Origin of the sequence: Stenotrophomonas sp. S41 (assembly GCF_016624625.1) — a bacterium.
GTDB lineage: Bacteria > Pseudomonadota > Gammaproteobacteria > Xanthomonadales > Xanthomonadaceae > Stenotrophomonas.
Map to the genome: position 1 here is coordinate 1 of NZ_JACVTV010000121.1, position 12,615 is coordinate 12,615.

Here is a 12,615-nt window from a genome sequence, read left to right on the forward strand (position 1 = left end):
GGGTTGTTTCTTCTGCTCCCCCCCCCCCCCCCCCCCCCCCCCCCCCCCCGCCATCCCACGGAATGCCGCTCTTGCCGTTGCATCCAGCAGGTGCAGGGCTGCAAGCCCTGCAAAGCCCCCCCTTCCCCATACCCCGCCGAATGGGTATACAGTCGCCCTGTACCGGCAACGTGCCGGAATGAACCCTGGGAGGGGACCATGCGCAAGACCTTCAAGACCCTGTTGCTGGCACTGCCGCTGTGCCTGGCCGCCCTGTCGGCCCAAGCCGCCGACAGCGCCGCCGGCCGCTGGAAGACCATCGACGACAAGACCGGCAAGGTGAAGTCGATCGTCGAGATCAGCCAGGCCGCCAACGGCGCGCTGACCGGCAAGGTGGTCGAGATCCTGCACTCGGACAAGGGTCCCAACCCGGTCTGCGACGGCTGCGAAGGCGCCAACAAGAACAAGCCGGTGAAGGGCATGACCATCCTCTGGAACCTGTCGCAGGACAAGGGTAGCCACAGCAAGTGGTCCGGCGGCACCATCCTCGACCCGGCCAACGGCAAGACCTACAAGTCGAAGCTGGAACTGCAGCCGGGCGGCGGCAAACTGGACGTGTCCGGCTGCATCGCCTTCATCTGCCGCACCCAGACCTGGGTCCGCGAGTAAGGCCTCCGGCCCGCGCAGCACCCCCGTGACCCGGCCCCGGCGGGGTCACCTCGTTGCAGGCATGCGATAATCTGCGGTTCCCCTCGGCTGCACCCCGCGACCATGACCCGTACCGCGCTCGTCACCACCGCCCTGCCCTACGCCAACGGCCCCCTGCACTTGGGCCATCTGGTCGGCTACATCCAGGCTGACATCTGGGTGCGCGCGCGGCGAATGAGCGGCGGCAAGGCCTGGTTCGTCTGCGCCGACGACACCCACGGCACGCCGATCATGCTGGCCGCGGAAAAGGCCGGGGTCACCCCGGAAGCCTTCATCGCCAACATCCAGGCCGGCCATGAGCGCGATTTCGCCGCCTTCGGCGTGGCCTTCGACCACTACGACTCGACCAACTCGGCGGCCAACAAGGCGCTGACCGAGCAGTTCTACCTGAAGCTGGAAGCGGCCGGCCACATCAGCCGTCGCTCGGTGGCGCAGTTCTACGACCCGGCCAAGGGCATGTTCCTGCCCGACCGCTACATCAAGGGCATCTGCCCGAACTGCGGCAGCGCCGACCAGTACGGCGACAACTGCGAAGTCTGCGGCGCCACCTACAACCCGACCGACCTGAAGGATCCGAAGTCGGTGATCTCCGGCGCCACGCCGGAAATCCGCGATTCGGAACACTTCTTCTTCGAGGTCGGCCGTTTCGAAGGCTTCCTGCGCACCTGGCTGGCCGGCGACGTCGCCCTGCCCGGGGTGAAGGCCAAGCTGATGGAATGGCTGGACGCCGACGGCGGCCTGCGCGCGTGGGACATCTCGCGCGATGCGCCGTACTTCGGTTTCGAGATCCCCGGCCAGCCGGGCAAGTACTTCTACGTCTGGCTGGACGCGCCGATCGGCTACCTGTCCAGCTTCCAGACCCTGTGCGGCAAGCTCGGCGAAGACTTCGAATCGCACCTGCGCGAAGGCACCAGCACCGAACTGCACCACTTCATCGGCAAGGACATCGTCAACTTCCACGGCCTGTTCTGGCCGGCGGTGCTGAACGGTACCGGCCACCGCGCGCCGACCCGCCTGCACGTCAATGGCTACCTGATGGTCGACGGCGCGAAGATGAGCAAGTCGCGCGGCACCTTCGTGATGGCGCGCACCTTCCTCGATGCCGGCCTGGAACCGGAAGCCCTGCGTTACTACTACGCGGCCAAGACCAGCGGCGGCGTGGACGACCTCGACCTGAACCTGGGCGATTTCGTGGCGCGCGTGAACGCCGATCTGGTCGGCAAGTTCGTCAACCTGGCCAGCCGCTGCGCCGGCTTCATCAGCAAGCGCTTCGACGGCCTGCTGGCCGCGCAGCTGCCCGATGCGGCGCAGTACCAGCGCTTCGTCGATGGCCTGGCGCCGATCCGTGAAGCCTACGAGCGCAACGACCCGGCCGCCGCCATCCGCCTGACCATGACCCTGGCCGACGAAGCCAACCGCTACATCGACGAGGTCAAGCCGTGGGTCATCGCCAAGCAGGAAGGCGCCGACGCGCAGCTGCAGGCGGTGTGCAGCCAGGGCCTGAACCTGTTCCGCGTGCTGGTCACCGCCCTGAAGCCGGTGCTGCCGGCCACCGCTGCGCAGGCCGAGGCCTTCCTGGCCGCGCCGGTGAACGACTGGACCGCACTGGCACAGCCGCTGCTGGGCCACCGCATTGCTGAGTACACCCCGCTGTTCACCCGTATCGACCCGAAGAAGATTGACGCCATGATCGACGCCTCCAAGGACACCCTGCAGCCGGCCGCCGCTGCCGCCCCCGCCGCCAAGACCGAAGCCGTGAAGCCGGCTGCCCCGGCCCCGGCCAAGGACGAAGCGAAGAGCGCCGACGCACCGGCCTACATCGGCATCGATGATTTCGCCAAGCTCGACCTGCGCATCGGCAAGGTGCTGGTGTGCGAATTCGTGGAAGGCTCGGACAAGCTGCTGCGCTTCGAACTGGATGCGGGCGACCTGGGCAAGCGCCAGATCTTCTCCGGCATCCGCGGCAGCTACGGCGAGCCCGAAGCACTGGTCGGCCGCAGCGTGGTGTTCATCGCCAACCTGGCCCCGCGCAAGATGCGCTTCGGCCTGAGCGAAGGCATGATCCTGTCTGCCGGTTTTGACGGTGGCGCGCTGGCCCTGCTGGATGCCGACAGCGGCGCGCAGCCGGGCATGCCGGTCCGCTGATGCCCTGTGGGCGCGGCCCTCGCCGCGCCCCTCCACGCAGACCGCCACGGAAGGCATGGCCATGGGAGAGAGCAGGATGGAGCTGGCGCTGTTCGATTTCGACCACACCGTCACCACCTGCGATACCTATGGCCGCTTCCTGCGCCGCGTGGCCACGCCCGAGCAGCTGGCGCGCGCATGGTGGAAGGTCGGCCCCTGGCTGCTGGCCTACCGCCTGCGCATCATTTCCGCCGCGCGCATCCGCGCCCGCGTCACCCGCCTCACCTTCAGCGAACGCCACGCCGATGACATCGCCACGCTGGCGGCCGGTTTCGCCCGCGAGGTGCTGCCCGAGGTGATGCGTCCGGAAATGCTGGAGCAGATCCGCTGGCACAAGGAACAGCAGCACACCGTGGTGATCGTGTCCGGTTCGCTGGACCTGTACCTGCGGCCGTGGTGCGAACAGCTGGGCCTGCAGCTGATCTGCAACCGGCTGGAAAGCCAGGATGGACGCCTGACCGGGCGCTATGCGGGCGGCGACTGCGCCCCGCGCAAGGTCGAGCACATCCGCCGCCAGTTCGACCTGTCGCGCTACCTGCGCATCCACGCTTACGGCGACAGCTACGAAGACCGCCCGATGCTGGCCCTCGCCCACGAGCGCTGGTACCGCGGCAGACCCCTGAAGTGATTTTGACGCGCAGCCTTCGCCACGCATGAGCCTGATCCCGCCCCTGACCGAACGCCTCGACCGCTTGCTGCCGCAGACCCAATGCGGGCAATGCGGCTACGACGGCTGCCGCCCGTATGCGCAGGCGATGGCGCGCGGCGAAGCGGGCGTGGACCGCTGCCCGCCCGGTGGCGATGCCGGTGCACGCGCACTGGCACAGGTATTGGATGTGCCCGCCGTGCCCTTCGACCGCACGCGCGGCGAGCACAAGGCGCCGCAGGTCGCGCTGATCGTCGAAGCCGACTGCATCGGCTGCACCAAGTGCATCCAGGCCTGCCCGGTGGACGCCATCGTCGGCGGCGCCAAGTACATGCACACGGTGATTGCCGACCTCTGCACCGGCTGCGAGCTGTGCATCCCGCCGTGCCCGGTGGACTGCATCGACCTGGTGCAACTGTAGCGGGGGTCGGATCCCTTTCCAGCGGAAAGGGCTCTGCCCCCACTTCACCAGACATTCGTCGCAATCACCGCGTCCTGCACGCCGCGCGCCCACACGGAACAGGACGCACATCGCAGATTGCCCTACTGCTCGCGGTACATGCGCCAGCCCACTGCGGCCTCTTTCAACCGCATGCCAGACTTCCGCAAACGTCCTGTGACGGGCCACCCCAAGCGGCTGGCCGGTTTTCAAGCCACGTTCCGCCCGCCACCGTGCCGTGGCGGCTACCGATTGACCTGAACGGAGCTGTGCCATGACCCCTTCGGACCTTACCGACGACTGCACCTGCGACATCACCGATGCAGCGGACGAGATCGAGCGCCATCCCGACAGGATGATGGCCCTGCTGCGGAAGATCAGCGCGGCTGCCGCCGTCGATGGATTCCCGTGGCCGGAAGGCTACCTGCTGCCCGGCGGCCATCTCGGCCTGACCGACGCAGACCGCACCCTGGTCGGCCTGCGCGTGGTGCAGGAAATCATGCTGGCCGCCGAACGCAGCCGGCATCATGACGACGCCGCCGAATACGTCGGCGACCACGTCATGGATGGCCTGATGCAGGCCTGCATCGCGCTGTCGGAACACGCCGCCAGCAGGATCGGCCTGCAGTAACGACAACGGGGTCAGAGCCCTCTCCTTCGGAGAGGGATCCGACCCCGCTTCACGCAATCCCGGATTACGGCACGGCCGCCGTGATCACGATCTCGACCTTCCACTCGGCATGCGCCAGCTTCGCTTCGAACGTCGCACGCGCCGGGGTCGCACCTTCGACCACCCACTCATCCCACGCCTTGTTCATGCCGTCGAAATCGGCGATGTCGGCCAGGAACACTTCCGCGCGCAGCACGTGCTGGCGATCACTGGCCACCAGCGCCAGCAGCTTGTCGATCTCCGCCAGCACCTGCCGGGTCTGCCCGGTGATGTCCTGGCTGGTGTCTTCCGGAATCTGGCCGGAAAGGTAGGCGACCTTGTTGTGCACGGTCATCTCGGACATGCGCGGTCCGACGTCGTAACGCTCCATCATGGGCGTGGCTCCTGCGGGGTGGACTGAACCCCATTCTCACCCAGCCGGGCGGTGAAATGTGGCCTCCCGCACGCACATTCGTTGCCGCCAATCGCCGCACAGTGCCGGTGCTGGTCAAACGCCACCGACAGGCGCACGATGCGCCACGTTCACGTTGACACCCCTCTTCCCCCTGCTGTCGCATTCTTGCGCCGATGACCCCAGCCAACGACCCCACCACCGCTTCGCACACCCCGGCATGGAAGCGGGTCCTGACCATCGTCATCCCGCTGCTGATCCTGTCGCTGGCCCTGCACGGGCTGGCCAACGAGTTCGACGAGCACGGCTACCGCGCCATCCGCGAAGCCTTCCACAAGCTGACCGGCACGCAGATCGCGCTGACCGTGCTGCTGGGCCTGGCCAGCTACGCCTGCCTGATCGGCTTCGATGCCATCGGCCTGCGCCGCAGCGGCATCCGCGTGCATCCAGCGCGCGTGGGCATCACCGCCTTCCTCGCCCATACCCTGGGGCAGACGGTGGGCTTTGCGGCACTGACCGGCGGCGCGGTGCGTCTGCGCGGCTACCGCAGCGCCGGACTCGACCTGGCGCAGATCGGCCAGGTGGTGCTGATGAGCACGCTGGGCTTCGTCTTCGGTGCCTGGCTGCTGATCGGTGTGGCGCTGTGCATGGAACCGGCCGCCGCCGCGCTGGCCCTGCCGCTGGACCCGGCCGCAGTGCGCGTGGTCGGCATCCTCGCCCTGCTCGCCTACGCCACCACCGTGCTGCTGGTCGGCCGCAACGGGCGCCAGTTCCGCATCTTCGGCCATGGCCTGTGGCTGCCGGATCGTCGCACCATGCTCGGCGTCACCGTGCTCAGCGTGATCGAGCTGGTGCTGGCCAGCGCCGCGTTCTACGTGCTGCTGCCCGACTCGACGCCCACCGGCCTGCCCGGCTTCGTCGGCCTGTACCTGGTGGCTGTGCTGGCCGGCCTGGCGTCCACGGTCCCGGCCGGCCTGGGCGTGTTCGAGTGGAGCCTGCTGAAACTGCTGCCGCAGGTCGCCCCGGCCGCGGTGCTGGCGGCCGCGCTGATCTATCGCGTCACCTACTACGTGCTGCCGCTGCTGCTGGCCACCCTGCTCGCCTTCGCCCCGGCCCTGCGCCAGCCGCTGCAGGCCAGCGCCGGGGCCACCCGCGCCGGCTGGCATGCGCTGCGCCCGTGGCTGCCGCAGATCATCGCGCTGGCTGCCTTCAGCATCGGCGCCGCGCTGGTCATCGATGGCACGCTGCCGACGCCACGCCGCCATCTGCTCAACGCCTCGCTGCCGATCCTGGAAACCTCGCACCTGATCGGCAGCCTCGGCGGCGTCGCGCTGCTGCTGATCGGCCAGGGCCTGGCCCGGCGCAGCCATGCGGCGTGGATGCTGGCGATGGCGGTGTGCGTGATCACGCCGCTGCCGCTGTGGCTGCGCGGCGGCCAGCCGCTCATCGCCGTGTCCGCGCTGCTGGTGGCGATGGCGCTGTGGGCCGCGCGCCGCGAGTTCTACCGCCAAGGTGCGCTGCTGGATGAAGCGTGGTCGTGGCCGTGGCTGCGCAACCTGGGCCTGGTGCTGGTCGCGGTCACCTGGCTGCTGTTCTTCACCTACAGCCACGTCGAATACCAGAACGAGCTGTGGTGGCAGTTCGCGGTGTCGGGCAATGCGCCGCGTGCGCTGCGCGCGCTGCTGGTGGTGGCCATCGCGCTGGTGATGTTCGGCCTGGCGCGCCTGCTGCACAGCACGCGCACGCCGCTGCCGGCCGCCGACGATGCCACCCTGCAGGCGCTGGCCCCGGTACTGGCGAGCGCGACTGACACCCAGGCCTGCCTGGTGCTGACCGCCGACAAGGCGGTGCTGCGCGACGACGCGAAGCAGGGCTTCGTGATGATGCAGCGCTATGGCGGCTCGCTGATCGCGATGGGCGATCCGGTCGGCCCGCCCGACGTCGCCCGTGCGCTGATCTGGCGCTTCCGCGAGGAAGCCGACCGCCTCGGCCTGCGCCCGGTGTTCTACCAGGTGGGCGAGGCGTACTGGCAGACCTATCTGGATCTCGGCCTGGGCCTGGTCAAGCTGGGCGAGGAAGCGATGGTGCCGCTGCACGACTTCGGTCTTGAAGGGCGTGAGCGTGCCGACCTGCGCCAGGCCTGGAACCGCGGCAAGCGCAGCGGCCTGTCGTTCCGCGTGGCAGCGGTGGAAGAAATTCCCGAGCTGCTGCCGCGCCTGCACGCCATTTCCAACGCGTGGCTGGACGACAAGGCCGGCGACGAAAAGGGCTTCTCGCTGGGCAGCTTCGACCCGCAGTACCTGGTGCGCTTCCCAGTGGCGCTGGTCGAGGCCGAGGGTGAAATCGTGGCCTTCGCCAACCTCTGGCAGGCACCGGCCGGTGCCGAGCTGTCGGTGGATCTGATGCGTCACGTCAACGAGGCACCGAAGGGCACGATGGATTTCCTGTTCATCGAGCTGTTCCTGTGGGGCCGCGCGCAGGGCTATGCGCGTTTCTCGCTGGGCATGGCGCCGCTGTCCGGGTTGGCCCAGCACCGCCTGGCGGGCCGCTGGAACCGCCTCGCCGGCCTGCTGGCGCGGCATGGCGAACGCTTCTATGGCTTCAGCGGCCTGCGCCGGTTCAAGTCGAAGTTCGCCCCGCAGTGGCGCCCGCGCTACCTCGCCGCACCCGGCGGCATGCACCTGCCGGCGGCGCTGCTGGATGCCACGCGGTTGATTTCGCTGGACCCGCGCCGCGGGTGATCCGGGGTGCTGCCCCTGGTGGGTGCGAACCGTTGGTTCGCACGCTTTCCGCCGGGCATGGCCCGGCGCTACCTGTGGGTGCGGTTTACGCGCCGCCCTTGAGGATCACTTCCGCCAGACGGTCGTAATCACCATTGAAGTGATGGTCGCCCGGCAGCTTCACCTTCTGCACCGCCTCGCCGGCGGGCAGATCCGGGCACAGCGCATCCTCATCCTTTTCGCCGTACACGCACAGCGTCTTGCCCGCCGGCAGCCGGGCCACTTCCGGTGCGATCGGCAGGCCATCGCCACCACCGCCCAGCCAGTTGCTGACGTGGAATTCGAAATCGGCCTTGCGCCCCACCGACAGCAGGGCGATGCGCTCCACACTCTCGCGGGTGCCTGCATCAAGCTGGTTGATGGTGGCCGGCAGCACGTCGGCGCCCTGCGAGAAGCCGACCAGCATCACCTTGTCGCGGTGCCACTGCTGCCGGTAGTGGGCGATGATCTTCTGCAGGTCGGCGGCAAAGCCCTTGGGCGTGCGCTCGCTCCAGAAATAACGCAGTGAATCGATGCCGACCACGGCCACGCCATGCTCGCTCAGCGAGGCGGCAACGTTCTTGTCCAGGCCGGCCCAACCGCCGTCGCCCGACACGAAGATGGCCAGGGTGTCACCGTTGCCGGTGGCCGGCACTTCCACCACCGGCAATCCCTTCAACGCATCCGGCGGCGGTGCCAGGCTTACGCCGGCCTGCGCGCCCACCACCCGTGCCGCAGCCACCAGGCCGGGCGAGGCATCGCCGCGCGCGGTGCGCTTGAACTCACGCGCCATTGCCACCTGCTGCACGAACGGGCTGGCCTGGCCGGCCTGGCAGGCGTTGCCGCCAGCCGCGCTCAGCCACGGGAAATTCAGTTCGGCCGGCTGCAGCCGGTTGTGCTTCACGCCATCGCCGCAGACCATGCGCTCGTGGCTGTGGCCAGGGCAGAAGCCGGTGGTCAGCAGGCCGGCAAAGACCTGCGTATCGGCCTGCGCAGCCAGCGTGTAGGCCATCTCCGCACCCTCGCCATCACCGCCAACCAGTGGCAGGTGATAACCCGGCAGGTGCAGCGAGGCCTGCAGCCAGCGCGAGAAATTCTCGACGTCGCCGGCACCGAACGAACAGGTCGGATTGCCTTCACGCTTCAGCACGCCACGCAGGTGGCTGATGTCCACGGCGGCAACGAGAGCGCCATCGGCACGCAGGGCCTCGATCGGCAGGCGGCTGGTATCGCCACCGGCGGTCGGCTCATGGAACCAGATCACCACCCGCTGCGGGGTTCCCGCCGGCATGTGCACCGGTATCTGGTCGAAGCGCCCGTGGCTGAACTGCTGCACGTTCGCCGCCGCCATGGCCGGCAACGCGGCCAGCGCCAGCACCACACCCATTGCCCTGCCCAGCCCTGCACGCTTCATATCGCATCCCCGGTGGAATGCGCACACGATACGCCGCCACCGCGTGCACGGCACGTACCCGTGCAGGCCGTTGGCGGCTCAGCGGGACGCGCTGCGGCTACCCCGCCGGTACATCGCCACCGCCAGCCACAGCAGCCAGCCGACGATCACCACGATCACCGTTTTCTGGCCCAGCCCACGCGGCGGGCCCGCCCGCCACAGCACGTGCAGCCACAACAATGCGAAGGCCAGCCACGCCCAGCCCCACAGCAGGGCCGCACTGCGCTGCCAGCCCGGCTCGCGGCGCAGGTACCACGCCTGCAGCAGCATGCCGACACTGGCGCACAGGAAGGCGGTGTTCGCAGCCACGCCATGCACCAGCGGCGCCAGCAGTGGCGTCGCCTCGGGCAGCCAGCTGTCGCCGATGGACACGGTGGCCAGGCCGAGCGCGGCCACAGTGAACAGCAGCGGTGCGGCGGCACTGCGGCGCGGCCCCGTGCTGTGCCGGTACAGCGCGATGCCGAGCACGGCGATGGCCAGCGCCAGCAGGCAATAGGCACTGCGCAGGGCCAGCCCCCAGGGGCCGTGCAGGTAGATGCTCAGGGTGGTCTGCACCCAGTCCAGGTCGGTGCGCGCGAACTGGGTCCACAGCGCCGTGGCGATGAACAGCAGCAACGCGACCATGGCCAGCAATGCCGCCGGCCGCGCGCGCGTCATGATGCCTCCTGCGGATGCCGCGCCTTCCATTCGGCCAGCGCCTTGCGGTAGCGCTGCAGCTCGTCGGAATACAGGTCGAGCACGCACAGCGGGCAGCCGCTGCCGCAGCACTCGTTGGGGCCGGGCTCTTCCGGCGGTAGCGGACGCGGATCGGGATCAGGCACAGACACGGGGTTGGTCACGGGCAGGCACGGCGTTGCAGACAGGCGCCCAGTGTAACGGTCCCGCTCAGGCGTCCAGCTGCCGCTGCAGGTTGGCGCGCGCCGCCGCATCCAGGCGCTGGTGGAAGAAGTCGCTGAGGAAGATGCGTGGCGCGCGCAGCAGGCCCTGCAGGAAGCGACGGCGGCCGGCACGATACAGGAAGCCCGGCACCACGCCCTGGTACTCCTCGGCCACGCCGCGGTCGTAGGCGGCGAACACCGCTTCGGGGGCCGCCAGGATGGCCATGTCGCAATCCAGGAACAGGGCCACTTCGGCATCCACGTCGTCCGGTCCCAGTTCGCCGTGGCGCGCGGTCAGCAGGATCAGCTGCTCCACCCGCGCTGCATCGATGCCCGACAGCTCCGGCGCATGCGCGATGGCCCTGCGCGCCAGCTCGGCCGAGCGCGCTTCGTTGTCCTTGCGCCCTGCCTGGTAGATGGCGTCGTGGTACAGCACCGCCAGATACACCTCGGCGGGCTGCTGCCAGCCCGGCCCGGCCGCGACGTCCTGGCAGTGCTGCAGCACCGCGCGCACGTGGCCGAAGTGGTGGTAGGCGCGCGGCGGCGTGGCGTAGGCATCCTGCAGCGTCTGCCACTGCGCCGGTGCAAGCGGGATCGGGGCGAAGTCCATGCAGGGATCATCCCGCCCACAGGCGCCGCGGGCAAGCTGGACAATTTTTCACCAGCCGCTCACATCGCTTGCCGGGCAAGGCTGGCAAGGGGTTGTCCACAGCTTTGTCGCGGGCTGGTCCACACCGCATGTGGATGAACGCGGGCGGCCGACCAATGGTTGATGCCGGCCCACCCGCGCGGGTCTACACTGCCGGCAGGCGGGCCTACCCGCCGCCGCAGGAAACTGCCATGCGCCGTCTTGCCGCTTGTTGCCTTGCACCTTTGCTGGCTGCCTCGGGCGTGTCAGCCGCCCTGGCCCAGGATCCTCCACCACCCGCCCCCCAGGTGGCGCCGGCCGCACCGGTTGCGGTGGCCAGCGTGCCGACAGCGGAGCAGGTGCTGGCCATTCCCGCACCGCTGCGGCAGATGCTGCAGACGCGTGTGATCGCCCGCCACAGCTCGCGCGAGCAGCGCCTGCAGGCGCTGGCCGAAATGATCTTCGGTGCGCAGGCGCTGGACCTGCAGTACGACCCGACGGCGACCTACACGCTCACGGAAATCTGGCAGAAGCGCCAGGCCAACTGCCTGGCGTTCACCCTGCTGTTCGCCACGCTGGCGCGCGAAGCCGGCATCCAGGCGCGCGTGCAGGAGGTGGATCGCGTGGTGTCCTGGTACCAGGACCAGGAACAGGGCGTGGTCTACAGCGTGGGGCACGTCAACGTGGGGATCATGGTGGATGGGCGCGGCGGGACCGTCGACCTCGACCGCAACATCCTCTACGACCGCCGCGGCCCGCACCCGATCTCGCTGGACCGCGCACTGGCCCACTTCTACAACAACCGCGGCGCCGAGCGCATGACCGCGGGCGACAAGGTGGGGGCGCGTGCGTTCTTCACGGCGGCACTGGCGCGTGCGCCGGATTTCGCGCCGACCTGGAACAACCTCGGCGTCCTCGACAGCCGCGACGGTGATCTCGCGGGTGCGCGCGCCGCACTGGAGAATGCGCTGCGGCTGGATGACCGCGAGGATTCGGCGCTGATCAACGCCAGCGTGCTGTATCGCCGCCTGGGCCTGGTGACGCAGGCGCAGGCGCTGGAGCAGCGTTTGAAGGCGGTGCAGCGCGACGATCCGTTCGCGCAGTACATGGCTGGTGCTGCCGCGGAGCGCAACGGTGACCTGGCCACGGCGATCCGCTATTACCGGCGCGCGGTGCAGCTGTACGACAACGCGCACCAGTTCCACTTCGGGCTGGCGCGCGCGTATTTCCTCTCGGGCCAGCTGGCCCGTGCCGACCGCGAACTGACGCGGGCACGTTCGCTGGGTGGCAGCGTCAACCAGCAGCGCTACCAGGCCAAGCTGGATGGCCTGTCGCGCCTGCGCACGCAGCAGGCGCGACGCTGAGCGCGGCTCAGGCCTTCTTGAGGAAGCAGGTCTTCAGCACCAGGCCCTTGATCTTGTCCGAGTTGCCTTCGATGTGTTCGGCATCGTCCTCGACCAGGCGGATGTTGCGGATGACGGTGCCCTGCTTGAGCGGGATGGACGAGCCCTTGACCTTCAGGTCCTTGATGACGGTGACCGTGTCGCCGGCCTGCAGGGTGTTGCCGTTGCTGTCACGCACGACGAGGGAGGTGCCGGCGCCCTCCTCGGCGGTCCACTCGAAACCGCAGTCGGCGCAGATCCACAGCGCGCCATCGGCATAGGTGTTTTCCAGGGTGCACTGCGGGCAAGCGGGAGCGGAAGACATCAGCAAGTACCTCAAAATGAATCAACAACCGCCATTGTAACCGGCGGGTCCGTGCTTCCATTTTTTCCCGCGTACGGCGCTTCTGTTGATACCGGTTTGAGGCGGAGGGGCGGGCTGGCCAAGACACGCCGTAAACCCATCCATGGGGGCTCGATGGCGCCATCCATGGCGCC

The 12,615-nt window shown here is 68.8% G+C and carries 13 protein-coding genes; 7 read left to right on the forward strand and 6 right to left on the reverse strand.

Going from position 1 to position 12,615, the window contains the following annotated elements; all coding sequences use genetic code 11:
* Positions 1 to 198 precede the first annotated feature (198 nt).
* The 5 genes from IAE56_RS18395 to IAE56_RS18415 all read left to right on the forward strand — a co-directional run bounded on the left by IAE56_RS18395 (position 199) and on the right by IAE56_RS18415 (position 4,587).
* Complete coding sequence (locus IAE56_RS18395; protein WP_150454820.1) at positions 199 to 648, forward strand: DUF2147 domain-containing protein; 450 nt, start codon at positions 199 to 201, stop codon at positions 646 to 648.
* Between the two features lie 102 nt (positions 649 to 750).
* Positions 751 to 2,832 (forward strand): methionine--tRNA ligase, encoded by a 2,082-nt coding sequence (gene metG / locus IAE56_RS18400; protein WP_200753522.1) that lies wholly within the window; start codon positions 751 to 753, stop codon positions 2,830 to 2,832.
* Between the two features lie 76 nt (positions 2,833 to 2,908).
* A complete protein-coding gene (locus IAE56_RS18405) occupies positions 2,909 to 3,499 on the forward strand; it encodes an HAD family hydrolase (RefSeq protein WP_200753527.1) in 591 nt (196 codons plus the stop codon).
* 25 nt (positions 3,500 to 3,524) lie between these two features.
* Positions 3,525 to 3,938, forward strand: a complete 414-nt coding sequence (gene rnfB, locus IAE56_RS18410) for an Rnf electron transport complex subunit RnfB (protein WP_108769552.1) — start codon at positions 3,525 to 3,527, stop codon at positions 3,936 to 3,938.
* Between the two features lie 292 nt (positions 3,939 to 4,230).
* The gene (locus IAE56_RS18415; protein ID WP_234456195.1) at positions 4,231 to 4,587 is read left to right on the forward strand and encodes a hypothetical protein; all 357 of its coding nucleotides are present in this window, start codon (positions 4,231 to 4,233) and stop codon (positions 4,585 to 4,587) included.
* 64 nt (positions 4,588 to 4,651) lie between these two features.
* Here IAE56_RS18415 and IAE56_RS18420 read toward each other — a convergent pair whose 3' ends face one another.
* The gene (locus IAE56_RS18420) at positions 4,652 to 4,999 is read right to left on the reverse strand and encodes a RidA family protein (RefSeq protein WP_108750666.1); all 348 of its coding nucleotides are present in this window, start codon (positions 4,997 to 4,999) and stop codon (positions 4,652 to 4,654) included.
* Positions 5,000 to 5,193: 194 nt separating this feature from the next.
* On the opposite strand from IAE56_RS18420, the gene mprF reads away from it, so the two are divergent.
* Positions 5,194 to 7,758: a bifunctional lysylphosphatidylglycerol flippase/synthetase MprF gene (gene mprF / locus IAE56_RS18425; protein WP_200753523.1), complete on the forward strand. Its 2,565-nt coding sequence runs from the start codon at positions 5,194 to 5,196 to the stop codon at positions 7,756 to 7,758.
* A gap of 85 nt (positions 7,759 to 7,843) precedes the next feature.
* Here mprF and IAE56_RS18430 read toward each other — a convergent pair whose 3' ends face one another.
* The 4 genes from IAE56_RS18430 to IAE56_RS18445 all read right to left on the reverse strand — a co-directional run bounded on the left by IAE56_RS18430 (position 7,844) and on the right by IAE56_RS18445 (position 10,717).
* Positions 7,844 to 9,190, reverse strand: a complete 1,347-nt coding sequence (locus IAE56_RS18430; RefSeq protein ID WP_325167209.1) for an AcvB/VirJ family lysyl-phosphatidylglycerol hydrolase — start codon at positions 9,188 to 9,190, stop codon at positions 7,844 to 7,846.
* Between the two features lie 78 nt (positions 9,191 to 9,268).
* A complete protein-coding gene (locus IAE56_RS18435) occupies positions 9,269 to 9,886 on the reverse strand; it encodes a DUF998 domain-containing protein (RefSeq protein WP_108769555.1) in 618 nt (205 codons plus the stop codon).
* Positions 9,883 to 10,056 (reverse strand): oxidoreductase-like domain-containing protein, encoded by a 174-nt coding sequence (locus IAE56_RS18440; RefSeq protein WP_200753524.1) that lies wholly within the window; start codon positions 10,054 to 10,056, stop codon positions 9,883 to 9,885. The genes IAE56_RS18435 and IAE56_RS18440 overlap by 4 nt, the downstream gene beginning before the upstream one ends.
* A 58-nt stretch (positions 10,057 to 10,114) precedes the next feature.
* Positions 10,115 to 10,717, reverse strand: a complete 603-nt coding sequence (locus IAE56_RS18445; RefSeq protein ID WP_200753525.1) for a hypothetical protein — start codon at positions 10,715 to 10,717, stop codon at positions 10,115 to 10,117.
* 230 nt (positions 10,718 to 10,947) lie between these two features.
* Here IAE56_RS18445 and IAE56_RS18450 point away from each other — a divergent pair, with 230 nt between their 5' ends.
* Complete coding sequence (locus IAE56_RS18450) at positions 10,948 to 12,099, forward strand: tetratricopeptide repeat protein (protein ID WP_200753526.1); 1,152 nt, start codon at positions 10,948 to 10,950, stop codon at positions 12,097 to 12,099.
* Between the two features lie 7 nt (positions 12,100 to 12,106).
* Here IAE56_RS18450 and IAE56_RS18455 read toward each other — a convergent pair whose 3' ends face one another.
* Positions 12,107 to 12,442 carry a zinc ribbon domain-containing protein YjdM gene (locus tag IAE56_RS18455; protein WP_108769559.1) on the reverse strand — a complete coding sequence of 112 codons (336 nt, stop codon included), beginning with the start codon at positions 12,440 to 12,442 and terminating at the stop codon, positions 12,107 to 12,109.
* Between the last annotated feature and the right edge of the window lie 173 nt (positions 12,443 to 12,615).